The following is a 23,087-nucleotide window of genomic DNA, read 5'->3' as shown; positions in this document are numbered from 1 at the left end:
AGTTGTCAAAGTCTAAATCTACTCATTATGAATGATATAGCCATTCAAAGACTGCATGTTATCCAGCATGCCCATAAATATTCGGTGGGCCGCACCTCCTATCATGAACGAAGGGGCAAATTGCTAAAGCTTAGAGAATATTTGTTGGCTCATGTAGATGAAGCCTGTCTGGCGACTGACCAAGATTTAGGTAAACCCCGCTCCGAAACCATTATTGGGGAGATCCTAGTCCTGATCAATGAGATTCAATATGCGGTAAAGCATCTGAAGGTATGGATGGGGCCGCACCGTCAGCCTACTGGTCTGGTAGCCTTGGGTACGAGTAGCCATATCCAATATGAGGCCAAAGGCCAGGTGTTGATAATGTCTCCGTGGAATTATCCCATCAATCTGGCATTAAAACCGCTTATTTCGGCAATAGCTGCCGGGTGTGTGGCGATTATTAAGCCATCGGAACTCACGCCGGCCTCGTCCTCGTTCGTGGGTAAACTGGTGGCCGACTTATTTGAAGAGCAGGAAGTAGCCGTGGTAACTGGGGATGTCTCAGTATCTGAAAAATTATTAGAATTGCCATTCGACCATATTTTTTTTACGGGCAGCACGCAGGTGGGTAAAATTGTGATGAAGGCCGCTTCTGCTCATCTGTCATCGGTTACGTTAGAGTTGGGGGGCAAGTCGCCTTCCATTGTGGATGCCTCGTGTGATTTGCCCACTACGGCTAGGCTCATTTGTTGGGGGAAGTTCTTCAATGCCGGCCAGACCTGCATTGCTCCCGACTATATTATTGTGCACGAGTCCATTCATCGGGCTTTCCTTAAGGAAATGGAAAAGGCTATTCATCATATGTATCCCAACAGTACCTTTACCTCCGAGCCAAGGGAGTTCTCTCGTATTGTAAATCGGAAACACTTCGACCGTTTGACGGGCTACATAGCCGATGCCAGGGCTAAGGGAGGGCAGGTTACCGTGGGGGGAAGCTGGGATGAGAAACAATTAAGTATATCGCCCACGCTCATCGATCAGGCTAAGGACACCATGCTTTTGATGCAAGAAGAGATATTTGGCCCTATATTACCTGTGCTGACCTATAGGAATGAAGAGGAGGTATTAGCCATGATTCGTGCCAAAGACAAGCCTTTAGCCTTATACATTCATGCCAAAAATAGGGAGTTTATCGACACCATGCTCAAAGGTACTAGTTCAGGAAATGCCTTGGTTAATGAGTTGTTGATGCAATTCAGTAGCCCCAACACACCCTTTGGTGGGGTTAATCAGAGTGGGATTGGCAAGGCGAATGGTTTTTTTGGCTTCAAAGAGTTTAGCAATGCCAAAGGGGTCATGAAAAGGCGGTATGGATCACTGAGCTTCCTATATCCGCCCATTTCGCCCCGCTTAAGTCGCCTTTTGGAAAAAGCGATACGTTGGTTGTAGTCTGGCGCTGCTCCCCTTCCATTCACTATGGAGGCAGGGGAGCAGGCGTTTTATACTAGTTATATATTTCTTTTTTGGTCGCCTTTAGCGTATTGGTGAGCAGCCCACAGATGGTCATGAGCCCTACGCCCCCGGGCACCGGTGTAATGTAGCTGGTATGGGGTGCTACTAACTCAAAGTTAACGTCACCTTTGATAGCAAAGCCACTTTTTTTGCTGGCATCGGCTACTCTGGTGATCCCAACGTCTATGACCACTGCCCCTTCTTTTACGTATTCAGGCGTAACGAATTCGGGTCGGCCTAGGGCTACGATCAGAATATCGGCCGTCTGGCAGATCTCCTTGAGGTTATGCGTTTTGCTATGCGTAATGGTAACGGTACAGTTGCCAGGATAATCGTTTCTTTGCATTAATATACTCATAGGGAGACCTACTATTTGGCTCCGTCCTATGACCACACAGTGTTTGCCGGCCGTGTCTATATTAGCGCGCGTGAGCATCTCCAATATTCCAAATGGGGTAGCCGACAAATAGGCCGGTAGCCCCTTGCACATGCGACCCACGTTGATGGGGTGAAATCCGTCCACATCTTTTTTGAAGTCTACCGCCTCCATGACGGTATTCTCCGAAATATGTTTGGGCAGGGGCAACTGAACGATGAATCCGTCGACGTCGTCGTTCTGGTTTAGGGATTCCACGGCTTCTAATAATTCCTTTTCTGAAATATCAGCATCGAATTTTAGAAGAGTAGAGGTAAAGCCTATCTCCTCACAGCTCCGTATTTTGGAGTTAACGTAGGTTTGGCTGGCCCCATCCATTCCTACCAGAATAGCGGCTAAATGGGGCTTTTTTCCTCCTTTGGCAACCCATTGTTCCACATCTTGTTTTATTTCAGCTTTTATCTGAGCCGAAATGGCCTTACCATCAAGTAATTGCATGCTCTTTTATAGTCAATAGTTTTATGTTTCTTGTTTGGCGGAGCGTTTAGCAAAACCACTAACTCACCGTCCGCCAGTCTTTATAGATTGATCAGCTTCCTAAGGGTCTGAAGTCCCGTACTGGCATTTTCTAATATAAACTTCATATTGGGCGTGGGTCGAAGATTGGGCTGTCGTGGGTCTATCACATAAATGGGCACCGAGGGGTCTACATATTGAACCAGCCCAGCCGCTGGATATACGGCCAAAGAAGTCCCTACAATTACAAATAGCTCGGCTTGTTGCACCAGGTCAATGGCTTGGTCCATCATCGGAACTTCTTCCCCAAACCATACAATATGGGGTCGGAGCTGGCTGCCTAAGGCACAGCAATCGCCCAGCTTTAGCTCCCACCCATCTAGCTCATACACCAATCGTGGGTCTTGGGTACTTCTGGCTTTGAATATTTCGCCATGTAAATGCAAGACCCGGGATGTCCCGGCACGTTCATGCAAATTATCGATGTTCTGGGTAATGACGGCGAGGTCATAGTCTCTTTCGAGGTCGGTCAAGGCTCGATGGGCCGCATTGGGCGCTACCTCCAGGGCTTGTTTTCTCCGTTGGTTATAAAATTTGAGAACCTTTTCGGGATCCTTAGCCCATGCTTCAGGGGTGGCTACCTCTTCGATACGGTGGTTTTCCCACAGTCCGTTTTGGTCGCGGAAGGTGCTGATTCCACTCTCGGCACTAATGCCCGCACCCGTCAATACAATCAACTTTTTCATACCCTATTGGCCATTACCGTCCTATATGAGAGCCTGGGCTATCCGCCCTCAATCCCTTATGGGTTTTCAACTATTATTCCTTGGTTTTCTTTGCCGCTGTTTTCTTGGCCGGAGCCTTTTTAGTCGTTGTTTTTTTAGCAGCAGGCTTTTTGGCCGCTACTTTTTTAGCACCGCGAGCAGGTTTGTCAGGAGTTTCGGCCGCAAGCTTTACCACCTGTTCGTAGGTGAGCGATGCCGGTTCTACATCTTTAGGGATCTTGACGTTCTTCTTGCCAAAAGCAATATAGGGTCCATAACGGCCATTCAAGACCTTTGCATCTTCATCTTCCTCAAATTCCTTGATGAGTCTGTTGCTTTCGATAATGCGTTTTTCCTTGATTATTTCGATAACCCTAGCTTCGGTTACCGTCATAGGATCGTCGGTTTTGGCTAGGGAATAGTATTTGGTGAGGTGCTTGGCATAGGGGCCAAATCTTCCAATATTTACAGTCAACTCTTCATCTTCAAAGCTACCCACTACACGAGGTAGCTTAAATAGTTCCATGGCCTCTTCAAACTTGATGGTTTCCATTAACTGGCCCTTTAGCAAGCTCGCAAATTTGGGTTTTTCCTCGTCTTCCACATCTCCAATTTGAACGTAAGGGCCGTATTTTCCAATGCGTACACTTACTTTCTTTCCCGTGGCGGGGTCTTGTCCAAGCTCTCTTGAAGTAAGGCTCTTATCTACAGCCTCTTCTTTTACTTCGTTAAGCTTTTTATGAAAGGGAGTATAAAAGTTCTTGATCATGTCGCGCCAGGAGAGTTTTCCTTCTGCAATATTATCAAAGTCCTTTTCTACGCTGGCGGTAAAAGAAAAATCAAAAATATCCTCGAAATGGTTGACCAGATAGTCGTTGACCACCATTCCTGTGCTGGTAGGAAATAATTTGGACTTCTCAGCTCCGTGGTTTTCTGTCTTAATGGCCTTACTGACGCTTCCATCCTGTAGGCACAATTCCTTGTAGGAACGCTCGTGACCGTCTCTATCCTCTTTCACCACATAGGCGCGGCGTATAATAGTCGAAATAGTGGGCGCGTATGTGGAAGGACGACCAATCCCCATTTCTTCTAATTTTTTGACCAAACTAGCCTCCGTATAGCGAGGAGGATGCCTGGTGAAGCGTTCGGTGGCACGTAGGTCGTCTAGCTGAAGGATTTGGTCGATATGTAAGGGTGGGAGCATGCCTTTCTGCTCTTCATCTTCTTCGTCACTCGACTCCAAATAGACCTTCAAAAACCCTTCAAATTTGATTACCTCACCATGTGCTACCAAGTTTTCTGGAGTGGTTGAGATTCCGATGGTTGCGGTGGTTCTTTCCAATTGGGCATCCGACATTTGAGATGCAATGGCTCGCTTCCAGATCAGCTCGTAGAGCCTTTGCTCATTACGCTCCCCACTGCCCTTTGTAGTCGAGAAATCGGTAGGACGTATGGCTTCGTGAGCCTCTTGTGCGGAGTCAGATTTGGTCTTAAAAACTCTTTTGGTAAAGTATACCTTTCCGTATTCCGATATGATTTGGTTTTGTGCCTTATTGACCGCCTCTTCCGACAGATTTGTCGAGTCGGTACGCATATAGGATATTTTACCCGCTTCATACAATCGTTGCGCAATGGTCATGGTCTGGGCCACCGAAAAGCCTAATTTTCTGGAGGCCTCTTGCTGCAAGGTAGAAGTGGTAAAGGGCGCTGCTGGGCTTTTTTTCGCCGGCTTTGTTTCCAGATTTTTAATTGAAAACACCGCTTGAAGGCATTTTTCCAGGAAGGCGTTTGCAAGTTCTTCTGTCGCTAGGTTTTTAGCCAATTCGGCTTGCAGGACTTTGCCCTTCCCAAGGTCGAACCGTGCCGACACCTTAAAGCTTCCCTTGGTTTGGAAGGCTTCTATTTCCCTTTCTCGATCTACAATAATCCGTACGGCTACCGATTGAACCCTACCAGCTGAGAGATTGCCAAGTCGTATTTTTTTCCAAAGTACAGGAGATAGCTCATATCCTACAAGGCGGTCTAAGATCCGCCGTGCTTGTTGGGCATCCACCAAGTCTACGTCAATATTTCTGGGCTTAAGTATGGCATTCTGCAAAGCAGTTTTGGTAATTTCCCTAAACACAATTCTTTTGGTGGTATCGGGCAGCCCTAAGGCTTCTTTTAAGTGCCAAGATATGGCCTCTCCTTCACGGTCATCATCCGTTGCCAGCCAAACTTCTGCTCCTTTTGCCAATTTCTTAAGTTCAGTAATTACCTTTACTTTGTCAGATGAAATTTCGTACGAAGGTTGAAAATTGTTCTCGACATCGATGCCCATATCGTGTTCGGGTAGGTCTCTTACGTGACCGAAACTCGATTTGACAATGAAGTCCGCTCCTAAATAATTTTCTATTGTTTTGGCCTTCGCCGGTGACTCCACGATCACCAGATTTTTTGACATAATTTTGGATTTAGTTTTCGATATGGCTGTTTTCGAGTTCAAATATAGGTTAGAATTATGCAGAAAATCAAAGCTCCTCTAAATTCATTGGTTCAAAAAAATCTGTTTGTTGCCTTTTTCTGGACCCTAAATGGCTTTGAAATTAGTGATTTAGAATAGGAATTGAGGGCTGATTCATTTAATTTTAGTATATAATGATGCTAAATAAAACGAAAAAATGACAGAAGAACCTTTAATATTCTGGAATTTTGTAGTTTCGCATGATTAATAGACAACAGATAATTTCAATACTGATTTTTTTACTATGGCTTTTGACTTAGACATGATTAAGGGCGTATATGCCCGCATGCAAGAAAGAGTGGAAGTTGCCCGCAAAGTAACTGGCCGTCCCTTAACTTTAGCAGAAAAGATATTATACTCCCACTTATGGGAAGGAACTCCTAGCCAGGAATACTCAAGAGGGAAGTCTTATGTAGACTTTGCCCCTGACCGGGTAGCCATGCAAGACGCTACTGCGCAAATGGCCCTTTTGCAATTTATGCAGGCTGGCCGGCCACAGGTTGCAGTACCGTCTACGGTACACTGCGATCACCTGATTCAGGCTGAGGTAGGTGCCGCGCAGGATTTGAAAAACGCCGTTAACAAAAACAAGGAAGTGTATGATTTCTTATCATCCGTTTCTGATAAATATGGCCTAGGCTTCTGGAAGGCCGGAGCTGGTATTATTCACCAAGTAGTTCTTGAAAACTATGCCTTCCCTGGTGGTATGATGATCGGTACCGATTCGCATACTCCAAATGCCGGTGGATTAGGTATGGTGGCGATTGGTGTAGGTGGAGCCGATGCTAGTGATGTAATGTCGGGCTTGGCCTGGGAGCTTAAAATGCCAAAATTGATTGGTGTTAAGCTAACGGGTAAGCTTAGCGGCTGGGCAGCGGCCAAAGATGTAATTCTTTGGGTTGCCGGTCAACTAACTGTTAAAGGAGGTACTGGAGCCATTGTAGAATACTTTGGCGAAGGAGCAGAAAGCCTTTCCGCAACTGGAAAAGGTACTATCTGTAACATGGGTGCTGAAATTGGAGCTACTACTTCCATCTTTGCTTATGATGGTAAGAGTGCCGATTACCTTCGTGCTACCGACCGTGCCGACGTGGCTGACGCCGCTGACGCCGTAGCACACCTATTACGTGCCGACGACGAAGTGTTAGCCGATCCTTCTCAGTATTACGACCAATTATTAGAATTGGACCTTTCTACTTTGGAACCCCATGTAAATGGTCCATTTACTCCAGACTTAGCTTGGCCTCTGTCCAAATTCGCTACGGCCGTAAAAGAAAATGGATGGCCTGAAGTATTGTCTGTAGGACTTATAGGCTCTTGTACTAACTCTTCTTACGAAGATATCAGCCGTGCTGCCTCTCTGGCCGAGCAAGCAGTAGTGAAAAAGTTGAAGGTGACTTCCGAATATACCATTACCCCTGGCTCTGAGCAGGTACGGTTTACAGTAGCTAGGGATGGTTTCCTAGATACTTTCGCCAAAATTGGTGGAGTCGTATTGGCCAATGCCTGTGGACCCTGTATTGGACAGTGGGCACGTCATGGAGCCGAAAAAGGAGAGAAAAACTCAATTATCACCTCCTTTAACCGTAACTTCTCTAAGCGTGCCGACGGGAACCCGAATACGCACTCATTTGTAGCATCTCCCGAAATTGTTACCGCTTTGGCTATTGCAGGTCGTCTTACTTTCGACCCTCGCACCGATAAGCTTGTAAATACCGACGGACAAGAGGTGATGTTGGACGAGCCTACAGGCCTTGAGTTGCCTACCAAAGGCTTTGCAGTAGAAGATGCCGGATACCAAGCTCCTGCCGAAGATGGTAGCCAAGTGCAGGTTAAGGTTAGCCCTACTTCCGATCGTCTACAATTATTGGAGCCGTTCAAGGAGTGGGAAGGTACCGACCTAAAAGGTCTTAAGCTTCTCATAAAAGCGAAGGGGAAATGTACGACGGACCATATTTCTATGGCTGGTCCTTGGTTGAAATACCGTGGTCACCTCGACAATATTTCAAATAATATGTTGATTGGTGCGGTTAACTTCTATAATGAAAAAACGAATACCGTTAAAAATCAGCTGTCGGGAGAATACGGTGAGGTTCCTGCCGTTCAACGCGATTATAAGGCGAAAGGTGTAGGGACTATCGTAGTAGGAGATGAAAATTATGGGGAAGGCTCTTCACGTGAGCATGCGGCCATGGAACCTCGGTTCTTGGGAGTTCGTGCTATTTTGGTGAAGTCTTTCGCTCGTATTCACGAAACCAACTTGAAAAAACAAGGCATGCTAGCCTTAACATTCGATAATCCAGCGGATTACGATAAAATTCAAGAAAATGATAGCATTGATATTGTTGGTTTAGAAAGCTTTGCTGAGGGTACTCCTCTGACGATCGTCTTGAATCATGAGGATGGTACTTCAGAATCGATTACTGTTAACCATACTTATAATGCACAGCAAGTAGAATGGTTTAAGGCCGGTTCTGCCCTGAACATCATCCGCAAGTCGATCGCCTAATTTGAGCCTCCGACTGTAGGGAAATAAAAACGGAACGGGTCCAGTAGGATTCGTTCCGTTTTACTTTTTATGAAATAAATTTAAGGTTGTAATGGGGTTTTTGAGGGGAATATTGATTGCACAATGAAAAGGATCATCCCAATCATAATAGAGACATCTGCCATGTTGAAGATCCCGGATTGGATGAAGCCAAAATTTAAATGCATAAAGTCGGTTACGGAACCCCGGAACAATCGATCATAAATATTGCCAAAACCACCCCCTATGGCAGTAGACAAGGCAATTTTACTCAGCATACTTAAGCTGGTATTCCTGAAAAGGTAGAAGACTCCAAATATAAGGGTGAGCAAAGGAACGATAGACAGCACAATATTTTTTACCTGTTGTGGCAGCTCACTGCCCATGCTCAAAAAGGCCCCGGTGTTCTCTACCTTGGTTAAAGTAAAATACTGTTCGATTACCGGTATTATTTCATGATCGTCGATGCTGTTTCGTGCTAATTCTTTAGAGATTTGGTCGCAACTCAAATTGACGAGTAGCAGGATTATTATTCCTATATTCTGAAAATCGGATTTTTTCATCTAGCTATCAGGGTTGGGATGTTGGTTTGTTATCTGCTGTGGATTTCATAGATTGCCGGGTGCAAAGAAATTGGTTTCTTTCTTTACAATGGTGAAGGTTTCGAATTTTATTTTACTAATATTTGAAAACATAGGGTTAAATAAGAGTCTTGGGTGGCTTTAGATAGTATAACAATGTCATGAATGATGAATCGTCGTAAAGCCATAGGCTCCATTTTACTCACTGGTGCAGGGGTACATCTCTATCCAGAAAAGGTCAGCAAACAAAGTTTTAAATACTCCCTGAATATGTCGACCCTTCGAGGTCATGGACTAGGGTTCAGAAAAGAATTGGAAGTTGCGGCGAAGGCGGGTTACACTTCGGTCGAAATATGGGTCGATACTTTCCAAAAGTTTTTACAATCGGGACATTCCCTTGACGATGCTAAGCATATCATTCAAGATTTGGGACTTACTGTTGAAAACGCCATCGGCTTTGCCAATTGGATTGTCGATGACCCCGCTCAACGCCAGAAAGGAATGATGCAACTGAAATTGGAAATGGACCAATTGGCCGCGATCGGTTGTCGTCGTATTGCCGCGCCTCCTGCTGGTGCCGTGGAAGGGGAAGTGCTCAATCTCGACCGGGTGTCGGAGCGTTACCGGGCTATATTGGAGCTTGGGGACCAAACTGGTGTTGTGCCCCAGTTAGAATTGTGGGGCTTTGCCAAAAATTTGAGTAGGGTAGGGCCATTGCTCTACGTAGCCTCTGAGGCTAGTCATCCATCTGCCCGTTTATTAATGGACGTGTATCATTTGCATAAGGGTGGATCGGGGATGGATAGTGTCCGCAATGTGGGTCCCTCATTAATAGAAATTTTTCATATCAACGATTATCCCTCCCAACCGGGGCCGGCCGACATCAAAGATGCCGATCGATTGTATGCCGGTGATGGCGTGGCTCCTTTGCCCCAATTGCTCCGTGACCTTACTCATCCCGAAAATCCAGTAATATTATCATTTGAAGTGTTCAACAAGACCTATTACGGGCAGGACGCCTTATTGGTAGCGAAGACGGGCCTAGCCAAAATGAAGCAGGTAGTAGCCTTAAGTGAGTCTGTCTAAACGCCTATTTGGATAGTTGGGTGATGGACTGTAAGGTGATGTTTTTGAACTCGACTTCGGCCCCCTCACTTTGCAAGGCGATTTGTCCTTTCGAAGCCGTGGCATTATAACCATAATTGACCATTACCCCATTGAGCCACACCTTGATGCTATTATTAAGGCATTCGATCCGGTATTCATTCCATTGGCCCAAGGGCTTCTCGGTACCATCAGTTAAGTTTGGGATTCTTCTTAGCTTTCCTTCGCTTACTCCCCATTGGTCCTTAGGACCTCGGCGCGCTTCCATATCGGGCACGGTGATATCCTCTTGTATGCACCAAAAATCACCCGCATTTTCATGCATCATCTGAACCTCAATCGATTTGGGGAACATATCGTATAGGGCTCGAGGTGTGGAAGCAAATACCAACACTCCACAGTTGCCAGGTTTTCCTACAAAGCGGTAACTAAAGCTGAGTTTAAAGTTCTCGTACGACTTGTCGGTGATGAGGTGGCCCCCAGGGGTGCCTAGGCTTACTAGATTTCCGTCTCTCACCAGAAATGGGATCCGTGTGTTTTTGTCTTTGTCTATTGCGGGTACATCCCAATGCCAGCCTTGTAAATTTTTCCCATTAAATAATTTGACACCCGATTTCTGAGCTTGGGTGGGTGCCGCTGCCATAAAGATTCCTAGACCTATAAGTAGGGAAAATAGCGCGGACTTGGTTACAAGGTTCCAGATAGTTGCTTTCATCATAAAGATAGGGATTGGAATGGCCGCATAACTGGGCAGGGTTTAGTATTTTTGATCGGTGTTTTCGGACGAGATTCCCTTGAATAAACGGTTAATAAATTCAAAACTATATTTCTGTGCTACGTTTTTAACAAACTGCTGAAAATCGATCGGGGCAGATTCGTTGGCATTGTCAGAAATGGTCCGGAATATTATAAAAGGTATTTTATTTTCATAACAGACCTGCGCTACAGCCGCTCCTTCCATTTCTACGCAAAGAACCGCCGGCAGGGTGTTGTTTAGGGTCGTTCTATCGGCTTCGGTCGAAATGAACTTATCTCCACTGGCTATAAATCCTGCATACAGCCTGGGTTGAGAGATATTGAATGCTGCCATATGCGTATTTCCAAGTAGCCTCTCCAGATAGGAAGCGTCCAATAAATTTTGAACGGCTGAGGTAGCTTGATCTATTTTTTCTTCTGGACTCTCGATATAAGAAATGTTCAATAAGGGCAATTCAAATTGTTTGATAAATGGGCGCGCATCCATATCGTGTTGAATAAAATGAGTGCCCAATACGATATCTCCTATATTAAGTTTGTTTTGTATAGCACCTGCTACCCCAGTAAAAATGAGTTCCGTGATCCCAAATTTTAGAAATAACGTAGTTGCTGTGGTCGCCGCCGCTACTTTTCCCCAGCGCGAAAAAACCATCACCATCTTAATACCGTTGATCTCCCCTTCGTAATAGGTTCTCATGCCTATTACTGTCTTCTTCTTATTTAGTATGAGCGACTCTAATCCTTCTAGTTCTTCTGGCATAGCACTCATTATGCCAATTATTTTATTTTGCATTTACTTAATTCTGTTGAGGAATGGTTTGCATATTATTGCGTATCGGGCAATAAAGGTAACTTTTTGTACAATGAAAATATAATGATTCGGACTATATCATGGAATAAGTACTGGTTTCCAAGGATGTGTTTCTAGTTTTATATAAGCTGTAATTAGTAAAATACATTATATCGCAAGTTACTTATATTTACTTATTTTATATGCGGAAGGAGGTTCTTTTTTGAGGGTTATTAGAGGTTGGAATCCGCTTATTCGAAAGAATCCTTTTAGAATGAATGGGTTATGAGTGGTTAGGCCGTCGTTTTATTTGAGAACTAGGCTCAAAAAAATAAGAGTAACCACCCGATTACTCTTATTCGTTATTATTCGATGCTAAAGATCAGAGCGTCGACTTTGGTTTTCGTCCTACCTTGGGTCTCTGCCGAATTTTTTCTGGTCTTGGTCGTATTTCTTTGTCTTGAAAATACAACTTTAGTGACTCAAGTATTATATCTTTTTGTGTGAGACCTTCCCAATACCCATAGTCCTTCATTTGCTCCATCAAAGCGTATTCGCATTCAAATGTGACTTTAGTGGGGGGACCGTCTACTGGTACGACAGGTTCATTGGTTTCGGACGCTTCTTCTTCCGCATCAACAATAAGGGGAAGTGGTGCAAAATCAAATTTCCTTTCTTTAGCCATAGTGTCAGTTGTTAATTCGTTCTAAAATCTCTTTCGTTAATTTATAATAATCCTCGGCTCCATTACTATTAGGGGCATAGTCGAAGATGGTTTGTCCACTGGCCTGCGCTTCCGACAAGGCGATATTATCGCGAATATAGGACTCCATAAAGACCTCACCGAGTTGTTCGCGGGTGGCAGCAATGAGTTCGTGGCTTATTTTCTTTCTTATTTTGGGGTTATATCTCGTGGCGAATACACCCCCAAGATTGGTGCCAGGGCTTATTTTCTTTATTTCTGCCGAATAGACCAGGAAATTTCTCAAACCCTCGTAGCTCAAAAATTCGGCTTGCAAGGGCACGTAATACTGGTGACACGAAACCAATGCCAATCGGGTATTGCCGTAGAGGGCGGGGGGGCAGTCGATCACCACAAAATCGTATTGATCCTTTACCTTTTCTAGGGCGATCTTTAAGTTAAATGGGAAGATAGGGGCTGACTTTATAGTGTCTTCCCTATGGATCATTTCGGCCGATCCTGGAAGTATATCTATACTGCCTACCCTTTGAACGATCTCATCGAACTCATGCTCCCCAGTTATAAATGAGCCGCTATCTTTTTTTAGTCCGGCATGCGTTATACCGAAACTTTTGGTCATACTAGCCTGGGCATCCAAGTCGATCACCAGTACCCTGGCGTTGGCGAATTTTGACAAACCAGCGGCAATACTTTGGGCAGAAGTGGTCTTGCCTACTCCTCCTTTGTTGTTAACAATACTCAGGATCTTCATTTAAAAGTATTATATGTATAAAATGGTCTATGATTACTACCTTAATAAAATGTAAATAAACATAAAATATTAATACAACTATTCTATTTAAATAAAAAGCCGTAAAAGTTTTAAACCGCCATAAAAGTAATAAACTTTTAATTAATAATAAAAGTATTGATGTCTATTTTTGGATTGTTCAGGTTATCTATCAGGTATTCAGCTTTTTATGGTTTAAGCCCTAGGGGGTGACACCTGACAGATCAACCTGCGGATTTTATCCTTGTTCTAAAAGGCCGTGTTTGAGCAGTCTTTTATGGATGATGTGCATCAGCCAAATAGTGGCCACTACCGCCACTACCACCACAATCCCTAGAGTTGGGTAATGTTCTATTTTACCCTCTGGGCTTTCCGAGACGATCATACCGGCTGCCAAGGAAGCAATTCCTCCCGATATTTGTTGGACCGACGAATTGATGCCCATAAACCCGCCCCGATCTTGGGCCGACGGTACGGCGGTCATCAGTGCCGATGCCGATATCATGCGCCCAGAAATACCCACAAAGAGTAAGACATTTAGAATGATAATGATCCAGAAGGGGGTTTCGGAAAGGTTGCAATAGATTAGGGTCATGATACTGGTAATAATGGAGCCAATGACAAACATCCTAAATTTCCCCGTTTTGTCGCTGAGTGTGCCAATCAACGGACTGAAAATGAGCATACAGACTCCCGTAATCATATACAATAGAGGGAGTTTGGTTAAAGGAATGCCAAGGTTATGAACACCATATGCACTCCCAAACGGCATCAGCATAAAGCCCCCGGTGGCCAGGAGCGTAGTGGCAGCGAAGCCTCTCAAATAAAAACCATTGGATAGTATTCCTTTAAGATGTTGCCAAGCATTTCCTTCTTTTGGATTTTTCAAATGCTCATCGATAGCCTTCAATTTCAGATAGATTATAAGTCCGACTACTACACTGATAGCCGCGATCATCTGAAAAGGGGTGTGCCAATTCCACTTAGTGGCTAGATATAACCCCACAGGGATACCCAATACTTGACTTAATGCGAAGGCCATTTGTACGAATCCCATCACCCTGCCTCGTTTTTCTAGTGGAAAAAGGTCGGTGACGATAGCGAAGCTGATGGAGCCAATGACGCCCCCAAAGAGTCCGGTGACGATGCGGGCGAAAAGTAGAAATGAATAATCAGGTGCTAACGCACAAAGTACAGTGCCTGCGACGAAACCCGTATAAAAGAATAATAATATTCGTTTCCGGTCAAATTTGTCGGCAAATCCCGCGGAGAGAAGGCCAGAAGCCCCGGCGCTGAAGGCATAAGCCGACACCACCAAGCCAAATTCGGCAGTAGAGATGGAGAGTTCGGACAATAAAATGGCCCCCAATGGCGAAAGTACCATGAAGTCGAGCACGATCGTAAATTGTAAAAATGCCAGTATTGCGATAACGAATATCTGGTATCGGCTAAAAGAATTGCTGCTGCTTGATTTCATAAATGGTTTTATGGATTATAATAAGTCTGGATTGCTGATGATAAAATCTTCCAGAATTCGTTTAGAATACCCCCTGTAGCCCCCTTGGTATTTAGGAGCTCTTAGATCGATATACTCCTGCATCCTTGCTGAGTTCAGTTCTTTTAGTAGCGCATCGTAGGGTCTACTGCTCTTAATAAAATAGCCAGAATAAAGGGTGCACTCGGGACGGTGATGCAAGATGAAATTAGGGCGGATATTGAGTGGTGCAAATATGATTTTTTTTCCAAAAGAGGTATTTAAAGCCTGTGAGCGCCCGAAAGCATACCAGGCTACCTTATTGGTTTTGCCATTGTCCCGGCTTATCAGGGTGCTACGGTTGTTGCAAAAGTAATTGTAAGTAAATGGGAGCTCACTTTTCAATTTCCATTCCGGTATTATCCGCTGTTTGCCTGACGGGTCGGCCTCATAGGGGAAAATGATGGATTCAGCTATAGGGTCTCGATCAGTTTTAAGCTGTGAGGCCTTGATGATAGGCCTAATGAGCCGTTTTTCTATGGCAATTCTTTGCCCCAGACCATTCTCTACCATAGCCAGATGACCCGCTATATCCAGGACCTTTACAATGTAAAGTTCATTTGAAAGGGTCGTAATCCCTGCCGAAATGGTACATATTTCTCCAAGGCGTATTCCCTTTGGGGCCGCTGGAAGGGGTGCCGAGTCGAGGCTCCATGGTTTTAATGGATCTAAGCTGGCGAAGTTGATCGATTTGGTCGCTATCTGAAAGGGGGTCTTGAGATATTCATAAGTAAAATTCCTTTGGGCCTGTCTTCCAAATGTGGTGATGGCCGTAAACACGTTGGCGTTCTTAAATAATTTGATAGATCCATAATCGGTAATTTTAGACAGGCATTTGGTCTGGACAAAATAATTGCGCAATTTTTTTCCCGAATCGTTCTTGAAATAAGCATTTGGGGTAATATAAGTACAAGTCCCCGATTCAGTAAGTAGGCGCATGGCTAACTCAAAGAAGGCTATATAAAGATCAGTGGATCCAGATTGGCATAAGGAAAAGCTCCGAATAGTCTTTTTTTGACTGGCCGATAGGTTTTGTACCCGAACATACGGCGGGTTTCCGATAATATAATCGAATCGAAGGCCTTTATCGGGAGCTTCTAATGCATCGCCAACGCTAAGATTCCAATCGACGGCTAGGTGATAAGGTTCAATTAATTTATCCAGATTCAGCCTGCAAGAGGCAATGGCATCCGGGTCAATATCCCAGCCATGAATACTTTGGAGCAGGAGGGGTATTGTTTTTGGGGGTGAGGTTAATAGTAAATTTTTAACAATAGGGATCAAGAAACGACCATCCCCACAGGCTGGGTCCAGGATAAGTTTATGGGAGTCGGCCCAAAAAACACCGCTGTCCGTCAAGATTTTGTCTACTATATGGTCGGGAGTATAAAATTGGCCTAATTTCTTACAAGTTGATTTTTGGGAAGTCATGTCAGCCCGAGGCCACAAGGCAAAAAGTAGTATAAAGCTATAAAGAAGCGCAATATAATAACAAATGGCCGAAATTTCGCTTTTCCTATGGTATGCCCTTAGAGGTGGGCGGCTGCTAAGTCAAGCCATATCAATTCAGGTAGGTGAGGAGCCTTCTAGAATTGACGGATATAGGTCTTTTTTCTTTGGAAATATAGGTTTAAATTGAACATTATTAAGAGAGGGCCAATGGTCTTAGAATTTGAAACGGTATAAAATAGACTTCAGAAAATGTTACAATTAGGATTTAATAGTGCCATACTTGCCGATTTTGGTTTAGAACACATACTCCAGTTTGCCAATAATCATGGGTTTTCTTGTGTTGAGGTAATGTGTTGGCCCGTCGACAATGCCGATCAGCGGCGCTATGCTGGCGTGTCGCACATAGATGTTACCGATTTGTCGAAAAAGAAGATGGCCGAGATTCGTTTCACTTTGGAGGAGACCAAAGTCTTTATTTCGGCCCTCGGTTACTATCCCAATCCCTTAGACCCCGACCCATTAAAGTCAGAATTTTATGTTGAACACCTCAAAACGGTCATACGGGCGGCTGCCAAGTTGAATATACCTACTGTAACAACCTTTATTGGAAGGGATCCGTCTCGGGGAATACAGGAAAATTTGCGGGTATTTGCCGATGTATGGCCTGGGGTGGTAAAGGTCGCTGAGGAGTGCAATGTAAAATTGGCCATTGAGAATTGTCCCATGTTTTTTACAGATGATGAATGGCCTGGAGGTAAAAATCTGGCTATTAGTCCTGCAGTATGGGACAGGATGTTCGAAATTATTCCCAGTCCGATCTTTGGGTTAAATTACGACCCATCGCATATGATTTGGCAAATGATGGACGAAGTCAAGCCTATCTATGCCTACAAGGAAAGGTTGCACCATATTCATTTAAAAGACGCCAAGGTGTATAAGGAAAAGCTCGACAGGGTAGGGATAATGGCTAATCCACTGGAGTACCATTCTCCTAAGCTACCTGGTTTGGGGGATGTGAATTGGCGTTCATTCTTTGCGGCCTTGACCGATGTCCGGTATCGCGGCCCTGTTGTGATAGAGGTTGAGGATAAGGCCTATGAGAGTAATTTGGAAGATGTAAGAACGGCGATTCTAACGAGTAGGAATTATGTGCGACAATTTTTAGGGGATTCGGATTGCTAGGTTCATCGCCTCCTTTAGGCGATGAGTTTGGACTTGCTGGCCAGTAGGGATGCACAGGAAGCTAGGATGGCAACGATTAGAAAAGACCAACTTAAGCTAGAGTACTGTGCGACTATTCCAATAAGGGGTGGGCCTATTAAGAAACCAACAAAGCTAATGGAGGATACGGCAGCGAGGGCCATACCGGCTGATAGACTTTTCGATCGGCCGGTAGCTCCGTATACTAGAGGAACTACAGAAGATACCCCTAGCCCTACGAGTAAAAACCCGAAGGTGGCCGTTTCGATATAAGGAAAAATGATGGCTATGATCAGTCCAGATCCCATTAGTAAACCGCTGATTTTAATGATCTTGGTTCTTCCTAGTCTATTAGCAAGCCAATCGCCAGCGAATCGTCCGCCCGTCATGGTGGCCATAAAGGCTACATAACCTAAGGTAGTAAGGTCGGTAGGGGCTTCCACCACCTCTTGGAAATACACCCCGCTCCAGTCGAACATAGCGCCTTCACATACCATGGCGCAAAAACCTATTAATCCAAGGATGAGGAGCTCCTTGTCGGGTTTCACCCATAAGGATGGTTGTTTTGCTCCACTCTTCTTGCTTCCTTGATCGGGGAAGCTATGCCGGTTGGCGATCAGGATAATTGCTATGGCCGCAATCGCAATAAATATAAAATGGACGGAGGGGGGGATTTGCCATGATATAAAGGCCGAACCGATACTGGCACTAATAAAGCCGGCCAGGCTCCATAGGCCATGGAAGGATGCCATAATTGACTTTCCAAGGGATTGCTCTACCTCCACGGCTTGGGTGTTAACGGCAATATTGGTCAAGTTGCCCCAAAGCCCAAAGATGAATAAGGTGACCACCAGCTGTAACGTTGACGATACAAGACCTATACAGGTCAAGGTAATAGCATAAAATAGGGCCCCAATAAAGACCATTCTTTGGCTACCGTAGCGGGTAACCATCCAGCCCGAAATCGGTAGGCTTGCCAGTAGGCCCAGAGGTAGGGCCAGCAAAACGGTTCCTAGACCACCTTCAGACAGGTGAAGCATATTTTTGATGTCGGGTATACGGCTCGCCCAAGCGGCAAAGCTTAACCCTTGAACAAAAAAGAAGGCTGCTACCGCCCATTTTAAAGAACGTTTGAAATGGGTGGTATTGTTTATTGAAATATTCATATATCCTTCTTGTACTTTATGAGTTCTATAATTGTATTTTATATATATTCTTCAACTGGGCCAAGTACCTGTTTTTATAATAGGTATTCTGTTTTCAGTCTTTTATTGCTGCAAATATAACTATAATTTGCAGTATTTAATTTCCAATGTTTGTACTTTATTAATATTGGGAATATTTTAAAAGAAATCTTGCATATTAATAAAGTTATTGTATTAAAGCGTGAATGGAGTGCCTCAGGTATCCCTACCAATTATTGAAATGTATCACTATAGTGGATAGGTAGCATGGGTAAGGGGCATATATAGTTTATTTCTTTGGGCAATAAAGCTTAACTTGTAGTTTGGGGAGAAACGTGTTGCTGGAATAATATTTATGTAGGATAGGGTGGGTTGTTCGTTTTGTTCTAGGATGGGGAGAACTGTCATCTAGATTAAATAATAGAAGTATATGCGAGTATTAATTAAAGCTTTTTTATTGCTTGGATTATTGGAAGTTCAAACTGTTGAAGGCTATGCGCAAGAAAGATTCTTTACCGTGCAGGTGGGTGGTAAAAACGTAGGGCAATTGACCGTCTTTCCGATGGACACCAACCTAAACCGAAGGTTTCAGCGTGTAGAATCGGAATTCAAATTTTTGTTTCAGGAAGGAAAGTATTCAAATAGGAGTGCCTATGCCAATGGTCTGTTGCTGCATTCTACCTCTATTCATAGTTTGAATGGGGAGATGAAGGAAAAAACGGTTACAAAGTATACCATTAATAAAACTTATGATATACTTTTTTTTAATGCGGATGGCTCCAAAAAGGATACCCGGCAAATCGTAAAGCCTATTTATAATACCATTACTAATTTGTACTACCAGGAGCCGGTAGGTTTAAAGCAGGTGTATTCTGAGCGTTTTGCCGAATTTTGTTCCATTGTTCCCTTAAGTAAACAGCAATACGCCGTTACTATGCCGGATGGTAAATTAAATATTTTCTCGTACCGCTCCGGGCAGTTTATTGAAATGGAAACTGAAATGATTGGCTTTCAGCTGAAGGTGGTGCCTTCCCAGGGCAAAAAGCAGATGTAACGCCAGCTATGCCCATAACCAAAAGAGGCTCCGAATCACCGGAGCCTCTTTTATTTGGTTGCAATTTCTACTTTAATCGACATTCGGATAGCTATGAGCCGCATCATTACTGTCGGCTATGCTGGTGTCATTCGATTTTTGATTAGAAATTTGAGTTTTATAATGCCCATCCGATTGCAAGGGATTGAGCAACAACTTGGTTGGTTCGTAGGATCTTAATACCACGAGAGCCTTTGGTTGAGGAGCATATTTTGGTGTCGAGGAGACTGCCGATTTATTGGCTCCGGCCTTTCCATAACGTTCTATGGTTTTAAAGGTGGCCACATTCACCGTGGTCGCCTGATTCACTTTAGCCTTAGCGGCTTTATTTGGATGTTTATAATTATGCGTGGAAATGCCTGAGTCTACTTGACTCTGAGCCATTGCAATGTTGGCTAATAATATACCAGTTCCAAGAACCAGGGCTGCTAAATACGTCTGTTTTTTCATTTCGTTTATTCGTTTGATTCGTTACTGATTAAATCAACTTGTACTGCAATAAACGAAAAAAAATAATGCCATTTGGGTCTGCTACACTTGACTAAAAAACTGCGATTTTAGGTGATTCAGGGTCGATTTTAAAGGTGTTTTTGCCTGAAAATTGAATTTTAAAGATTTATATGGTTACAAATAGGCCTGTATATGTTAAAAAAGCAAAAAAGTGACCAAAACAGCCTTTAGGGTACATCTGAAAAAATATTTAAAAAAAGTCTATTTAATGTCAATTTTTATCAATTCCTCGGCCGCTGCAAGGGTTCCTTTGCAGATTCTGTCGATGGGAAGGTCGTTGGAGTCCTCGCCAAAGGGGTCCTCTATTTCTTCGGCTATCACTTCTAAGCTGGCCAGAATATAAAAGATAAACATCACAAAAGGGATTATCCACCAATGAAGGCTAAAGACATATCCGATGGGAAGGGTGACACAATAGATAAAAATAAACTTTTTAATAAAAGAACTATAGGAAAGCGGGATAGGGGTATTCTTAATCCTTTCGCAGGCCCCACATATATTAGTAAACGATTCTAATTCGGTATTTAACAACAGGAGGTGTTCTGGTATCAGAATCCCTTTTTTTTGAAGGCTGTAAACCCGTTGGATCATGGCACTGGCAATCTGATTAGGGATATGATGCTGCTGTTGAAGGTCTTTTACAGTGAAATCGGGGGTGTCTTTAAATTCTTGAGGGTTAAACCGAGACCTTAAATGGTTTTTTAGCGCATGAGTATAATTAGGAATCATGGCCTTAAAAAACTGCCGATCGGCGATAGCGTCCTGGGGTAGAAGGGCGTTGAATTTTATGGCCAAATTCCTCGAAATATTCATCATACTACCCCATTGCTTCCGGCCTTCCCACCAGCGATCATAGGCTGTGTTGGTTCTGAAGACCAATAACATAGAAATTACAAACCCCAAAAGGCTGTGCATTAAAGATATGTTTTTTAGGTCGTTATTGTCTCCTAAGGCAAGGTATTCGAGAATAAAATAGGCAATGGCTGCCGAATACAGACCTATCGTTAGGATAAGTGGCGTTAGAATGCGGACGGTATCCGCTTTTTGGAAGTAGAAGATATACTTAAACCAGTCCTTTGGGTTATAATCAATCATTTAGTTTGAGGCGGTCGATAAGTTTGAAAAAGGCCTTGAAACAAAGTGCTGTAAGTTGCGCATCTTCTAGGGCATTATGTTGATCGCCCTCTCGTTCGAATCCAAAATAAGCAGCTACTGAGGCGAGACTCAGGGACCGAGGAACGGTCTGACCATTCTTTTGAAGGACCTGAAAAAACATGTAGGACACAGTATGGAGGTCTATCAGCTTGTTAGAGAAGGGCCAACGCATTTTTTCGTGGCTATAGGCATGGCGCAAAAAGTTGATGTCGTTAATTACACTTTGCCCACAAATGATGATACTCGACAAATTGGGTCGATTTCCATTATGTTTTTTGATCCAGTTTTCGAATTCCGGAATCACTTCATAGATCATCGGAGCCTCCTCAAGGTCCTCCATCGATAGGCCATGGATTTGCTCTGAACGGCTGGAAAATGATTCTTCGTTCTCGGGGTAGACATTTGTCAGGTAAGTACTTAACGAGTTCCATTGATCATCGAATAGTTCGGCTCCCAATTGAATGATTTCATTCCAGCCAGGTTCTGGACCCGTCATTTCTATGTCTAATACGAGAAAGGGCATAACGTTGGTATTTAAAAGGATTTATATATAAAGTGTAGACAATTGGCACGGTCTATGCTTATTTTTGTCGACAAAAATAGAAAACTATCTTTTTGGAAACATTTTTAATTTCGATTATCCAATATTTATATGTCCATAGATTATAAAAATATACCCTCTCCATGTTTTGTGCTCCAGGAGGAGCTATTAAGGAAGAATCTATCATTGATCGACAGTGTTCAAAAACAGGCGGGTTGCAAGATTATTCTGGCCTTAAAGGGCTTTTCGATGTACAAGGCTTTTCCGATTGTCAATGAATATTTGGATGGGGCCACTGCGAGCTCTTTGAATGAGATCAAGCTGATTAACGAATACATGCAACGCCCCGCGCATACGTACATGCCCGCTTATTTGGAGCAGGAGTTTGGGGAGGTCTTGTTAAGGAGCAGTCATATTACTTTCAATTCGTTGAGCCAGTACCAAATATTTGAAGGGGCTATCGCCACATTTAAAAAACATAATCCCGACCAGCCACTTTCTTTTGGCATCCGGATCAACCCACAATACTCGGAGGTATCCACGGATATGTACAATCCTTGCGTGCCAGGTTCTAGGCTAGGGGTTACCCGCGACAAGCTACCCGATACACTTCCTGAGGGTATCGAAGGGCTGCATTTCCATACTTTATGCGAGAATGGTGCCGATACCCTGGAAAGGACCTTAGTGGCTGTTGAAGAAAAATTTGGCGATTTGTTGCATCAGGCCAAATGGCTGAATATGGGAGGTGGGCATTTGATGACCCGTGAAGGATATGATACCCAGAAACTGATCGACTTGGTAAAAGGGATACGGGAAAAGTATAATCTAGAGGTGATCCTGGAACCTGGGTCGGCGATTGCTTGGCGTACGGGCGATTTGGTAACTACGGTTCTCGATACCATGGACAGCCAAGGGGTAGAAGTAGCCATCTTAGATACATCGTTTGCCGCTCATATGCCAGATACCCTCGAGATGCCCTATAAGCCAGTTATAAAGGGGGCTTATCAGGAGCCCGTTGCTGGCAAGCCTACCTATCGAATGGGTGGGATGACCTGCCTGGCTGGTGATTTTATTGGTGACTACTCCTTCGATAAACCGTTAGAACCGGGCCAGATCGTCGTCTTCGAGGATATGATGCATTATACCATGGTGAAAACCACCACCTTCAATGGGGTTAATTTGCCTTCGATCGGTGTAGTCAAATCCGATGGGGAATTTGAGGTGCTCAGAAGTTTTGGTTACGAGTCCTTCAAGGATCGTCTGTCATAATCGGTATTAGTCGGAGCTAAGCTGACTTGGGAAGTGGATTTCCGTTTCTCAAGTCAGCATTTCCATTCATTATAGGATGTGTCACAGCACCTCCTATCCCATACGAAGGGAGGGTTGCTGCGTATTGTTGTCGAGAACACCGACTTCTATCGTGCCAGAAGGTTCCGATGGGATTGATTTATTAAATGCATTAATTGCATATTATTAAGGTGATACCTGGGTGTCCAATTTTTGCTTAAGATTATCTAGTTTTTGACAATTACTGC

Annotated in this window: 20 protein-coding genes; 6 read left to right on the top strand and 14 right to left on the bottom strand. The window is 43.9% G+C overall.

The window, feature by feature from the left end:
• Window positions 1-27 precede the first annotated feature (27 nt).
• Window positions 28-1,431, top strand: a complete 1,404-nt coding sequence (locus CLV98_RS08855; protein ID WP_109673938.1) for an aldehyde dehydrogenase family protein — start codon at window positions 28-30, stop codon at window positions 1,429-1,431.
• Between the two features lie 55 nt (window positions 1,432-1,486).
• On the opposite strand, the gene CLV98_RS08850 is transcribed toward CLV98_RS08855, so the two are convergent.
• The 3 genes from CLV98_RS08850 to topA form a co-directional block, all read right to left on the bottom strand.
• Window positions 1,487-2,368: a bifunctional 5,10-methylenetetrahydrofolate dehydrogenase/5,10-methenyltetrahydrofolate cyclohydrolase gene (locus tag CLV98_RS08850; protein ID WP_109673937.1), complete on the bottom strand. Its 882-nt coding sequence runs from the start codon at window positions 2,366-2,368 to the stop codon at window positions 1,487-1,489.
• Between the two features lie 80 nt (window positions 2,369-2,448).
• Window positions 2,449-3,132, bottom strand: a complete 684-nt coding sequence (locus CLV98_RS08845) for an SIR2 family NAD-dependent protein deacylase (protein ID WP_109673936.1) — start codon at window positions 3,130-3,132, stop codon at window positions 2,449-2,451.
• Between the two features lie 73 nt (window positions 3,133-3,205).
• The gene (gene topA, locus CLV98_RS08840) at window positions 3,206-5,593 is read right to left on the bottom strand and encodes a type I DNA topoisomerase (RefSeq protein ID WP_109673935.1); all 2,388 of its coding nucleotides are present in this window, start codon (window positions 5,591-5,593) and stop codon (window positions 3,206-3,208) included.
• A gap of 304 nt (window positions 5,594-5,897) precedes the next feature.
• Between topA and CLV98_RS08835 the strand changes: the two genes are divergently transcribed.
• Window positions 5,898-8,162, top strand: a complete 2,265-nt coding sequence (locus CLV98_RS08835; protein WP_109673934.1) for an aconitate hydratase — start codon at window positions 5,898-5,900, stop codon at window positions 8,160-8,162.
• A gap of 80 nt (window positions 8,163-8,242) precedes the next feature.
• On the opposite strand, the gene lspA is transcribed toward CLV98_RS08835, so the two are convergent.
• A complete protein-coding gene (gene lspA / locus CLV98_RS08830) occupies window positions 8,243-8,743 on the bottom strand; it encodes a signal peptidase II (protein ID WP_109673933.1) in 501 nt (166 codons plus the stop codon).
• Between the two features lie 183 nt (window positions 8,744-8,926).
• On the opposite strand from lspA, the gene CLV98_RS08825 reads away from it, so the two are divergent.
• Window positions 8,927-9,847, top strand: a complete 921-nt coding sequence (locus CLV98_RS08825; protein ID WP_229203276.1) for a sugar phosphate isomerase/epimerase family protein — start codon at window positions 8,927-8,929, stop codon at window positions 9,845-9,847.
• Window positions 9,848-9,851: 4 nt separating this feature from the next.
• Here the strand turns inward: CLV98_RS08825 and CLV98_RS08820 are convergent, their stop codons facing one another.
• The 6 genes from CLV98_RS08820 to CLV98_RS08795 all read right to left on the bottom strand — a co-directional run bounded on the left by CLV98_RS08820 (window position 9,852) and on the right by CLV98_RS08795 (window position 15,848).
• A complete protein-coding gene (locus tag CLV98_RS08820; protein ID WP_374755182.1) occupies window positions 9,852-10,583 on the bottom strand; it encodes a 3-keto-disaccharide hydrolase in 732 nt (243 codons plus the stop codon).
• A 39-nt stretch (window positions 10,584-10,622) separates the two neighbouring features.
• The gene (locus tag CLV98_RS08815; protein ID WP_109673932.1) at window positions 10,623-11,414 is read right to left on the bottom strand and encodes a 5'-methylthioadenosine/adenosylhomocysteine nucleosidase; all 792 of its coding nucleotides are present in this window, start codon (window positions 11,412-11,414) and stop codon (window positions 10,623-10,625) included.
• A 379-nt stretch (window positions 11,415-11,793) separates the two neighbouring features.
• On the bottom strand, window positions 11,794-12,096 hold the full coding sequence (locus CLV98_RS08810) for a hypothetical protein (RefSeq protein WP_109673931.1): 303 nt from the start codon (window positions 12,094-12,096) through the stop codon (window positions 11,794-11,796).
• Window positions 12,097-12,100: 4 nt separating this feature from the next.
• Window positions 12,101-12,865: a ParA family protein gene (locus CLV98_RS08805; RefSeq protein WP_109673930.1), complete on the bottom strand. Its 765-nt coding sequence runs from the start codon at window positions 12,863-12,865 to the stop codon at window positions 12,101-12,103.
• Window positions 12,866-13,121: 256 nt separating this feature from the next.
• Window positions 13,122-14,360, bottom strand: coding sequence for an MFS transporter (locus CLV98_RS08800; RefSeq protein ID WP_109673929.1), 1,239 nt, complete (start codon window positions 14,358-14,360; stop codon window positions 13,122-13,124).
• 15 nt (window positions 14,361-14,375) lie between these two features.
• Window positions 14,376-15,848, bottom strand: coding sequence for an HsdM family class I SAM-dependent methyltransferase (locus CLV98_RS08795; protein ID WP_109673928.1), 1,473 nt, complete (start codon window positions 15,846-15,848; stop codon window positions 14,376-14,378).
• A gap of 270 nt (window positions 15,849-16,118) precedes the next feature.
• On the opposite strand from CLV98_RS08795, the gene CLV98_RS08790 reads away from it, so the two are divergent.
• Window positions 16,119-17,051 carry a sugar phosphate isomerase/epimerase family protein gene (locus CLV98_RS08790; RefSeq protein ID WP_109673927.1) on the top strand — a complete coding sequence of 311 codons (933 nt, stop codon included), beginning with the start codon at window positions 16,119-16,121 and terminating at the stop codon, window positions 17,049-17,051.
• A gap of 14 nt (window positions 17,052-17,065) precedes the next feature.
• Here the strand turns inward: CLV98_RS08790 and CLV98_RS08785 are convergent, their stop codons facing one another.
• On the bottom strand, window positions 17,066-18,235 hold the full coding sequence (locus tag CLV98_RS08785; protein ID WP_109673926.1) for an MFS transporter: 1,170 nt from the start codon (window positions 18,233-18,235) through the stop codon (window positions 17,066-17,068).
• A gap of 448 nt (window positions 18,236-18,683) precedes the next feature.
• Between CLV98_RS08785 and CLV98_RS08780 the strand changes: the two genes are divergently transcribed.
• Window positions 18,684-19,307 (top strand): DUF6134 family protein, encoded by a 624-nt coding sequence (locus CLV98_RS08780; protein WP_109673925.1) that lies wholly within the window; start codon window positions 18,684-18,686, stop codon window positions 19,305-19,307.
• 72 nt (window positions 19,308-19,379) lie between these two features.
• Here CLV98_RS08780 and CLV98_RS08775 read toward each other — a convergent pair whose 3' ends face one another.
• The 3 genes from CLV98_RS08775 to CLV98_RS08765 all read right to left on the bottom strand — a co-directional run bounded on the left by CLV98_RS08775 (window position 19,380) and on the right by CLV98_RS08765 (window position 21,534).
• Window positions 19,380-19,796, bottom strand: coding sequence for a hypothetical protein (locus CLV98_RS08775; protein WP_109673924.1), 417 nt, complete (start codon window positions 19,794-19,796; stop codon window positions 19,380-19,382).
• Between the two features lie 261 nt (window positions 19,797-20,057).
• Entirely contained in the window at window positions 20,058-20,951 is an 894-nt protein-coding gene (locus tag CLV98_RS08770) for a bestrophin family protein (protein ID WP_109673923.1), read from the bottom strand.
• The gene (locus CLV98_RS08765; protein ID WP_109673922.1) at window positions 20,944-21,534 is read right to left on the bottom strand and encodes a 3'-5' exonuclease; all 591 of its coding nucleotides are present in this window, start codon (window positions 21,532-21,534) and stop codon (window positions 20,944-20,946) included. Before CLV98_RS08765 ends, CLV98_RS08770 begins: the two co-directional genes overlap by 8 nt.
• Before the next feature lie 129 nt (window positions 21,535-21,663).
• Between CLV98_RS08765 and nspC the strand changes: the two genes are divergently transcribed.
• A complete protein-coding gene (gene nspC, locus CLV98_RS08760; protein WP_109673921.1) occupies window positions 21,664-22,821 on the top strand; it encodes a carboxynorspermidine decarboxylase in 1,158 nt (385 codons plus the stop codon).
• The last annotated feature ends 266 nt before the right edge of the window (window positions 22,822-23,087 follow it).

This window comes from Dyadobacter jejuensis (assembly GCF_003149085.1).
GTDB classification, from domain to species: Bacteria; Bacteroidota; Bacteroidia; order Cytophagales; family Spirosomataceae; genus Dyadobacter; species Dyadobacter jejuensis.
Note: the sequence above shows the minus strand (reverse complement) of the source record. Positions and strands in the feature narration are given on the sequence as shown.

What these genes read in the sequence shown, in the direction of transcription:
- CLV98_RS08855 (WP_109673938.1), top strand. Translation starts at nt 28, where the DNA reads ATGAATGATATAGCCATTCAAAGACTGCATGTTATCCAGCATGCCCAT.
- CLV98_RS08775 (WP_109673924.1), bottom strand. Translation starts at nt 19,796, where the DNA reads ATGAAAAAACAGACGTATTTAGCAGCCCTGGTTCTTGGAACTGGTATA.
- topA (WP_109673935.1), bottom strand. Translation starts at nt 5,593, where the DNA reads ATGTCAAAAAATCTGGTGATCGTGGAGTCACCGGCGAAGGCCAAAACA.
- CLV98_RS08815 (WP_109673932.1), bottom strand. Translation starts at nt 11,414, where the DNA reads ATGCAAAATAAAATAATTGGCATAATGAGTGCTATGCCAGAAGAACTA.
- CLV98_RS08805 (WP_109673930.1), bottom strand. Translation starts at nt 12,865, where the DNA reads ATGAAGATCCTGAGTATTGTTAACAACAAAGGAGGAGTAGGCAAGACC.
- CLV98_RS08835 (WP_109673934.1), top strand. Translation starts at nt 5,898, where the DNA reads ATGGCTTTTGACTTAGACATGATTAAGGGCGTATATGCCCGCATGCAA.
- CLV98_RS08780 (WP_109673925.1), top strand. Translation starts at nt 18,684, where the DNA reads ATGCGAGTATTAATTAAAGCTTTTTTATTGCTTGGATTATTGGAAGTT.
- CLV98_RS08845 (WP_109673936.1), bottom strand. Translation starts at nt 3,132, where the DNA reads ATGAAAAAGTTGATTGTATTGACGGGTGCGGGCATTAGTGCCGAGAGT.
- lspA (WP_109673933.1), bottom strand. Translation starts at nt 8,743, where the DNA reads ATGAAAAAATCCGATTTTCAGAATATAGGAATAATAATCCTGCTACTC.
- CLV98_RS08825 (WP_229203276.1), top strand. Translation starts at nt 8,927, where the DNA reads ATGATGAATCGTCGTAAAGCCATAGGCTCCATTTTACTCACTGGTGCA.
- CLV98_RS08820 (WP_374755182.1), bottom strand. Translation starts at nt 10,583, where the DNA reads ATGATGAAAGCAACTATCTGGAACCTTGTAACCAAGTCCGCGCTATTT.
- CLV98_RS08800 (WP_109673929.1), bottom strand. Translation starts at nt 14,360, where the DNA reads ATGAAATCAAGCAGCAGCAATTCTTTTAGCCGATACCAGATATTCGTT.
- CLV98_RS08770 (WP_109673923.1), bottom strand. Translation starts at nt 20,951, where the DNA reads ATGATTGATTATAACCCAAAGGACTGGTTTAAGTATATCTTCTACTTC.
- CLV98_RS08790 (WP_109673927.1), top strand. Translation starts at nt 16,119, where the DNA reads ATGTTACAATTAGGATTTAATAGTGCCATACTTGCCGATTTTGGTTTA.
- CLV98_RS08850 (WP_109673937.1), bottom strand. Translation starts at nt 2,368, where the DNA reads ATGCAATTACTTGATGGTAAGGCCATTTCGGCTCAGATAAAAGCTGAA.
- CLV98_RS08810 (WP_109673931.1), bottom strand. Translation starts at nt 12,096, where the DNA reads ATGGCTAAAGAAAGGAAATTTGATTTTGCACCACTTCCCCTTATTGTT.
- CLV98_RS08795 (WP_109673928.1), bottom strand. Translation starts at nt 15,848, where the DNA reads ATGACTTCCCAAAAATCAACTTGTAAGAAATTAGGCCAATTTTATACT.
- CLV98_RS08785 (WP_109673926.1), bottom strand. Translation starts at nt 18,235, where the DNA reads ATGAATATTTCAATAAACAATACCACCCATTTCAAACGTTCTTTAAAA.
- CLV98_RS08765 (WP_109673922.1), bottom strand. Translation starts at nt 21,534, where the DNA reads ATGCCCTTTCTCGTATTAGACATAGAAATGACGGGTCCAGAACCTGGC.
- nspC (WP_109673921.1), top strand. Translation starts at nt 21,664, where the DNA reads ATGTCCATAGATTATAAAAATATACCCTCTCCATGTTTTGTGCTCCAG.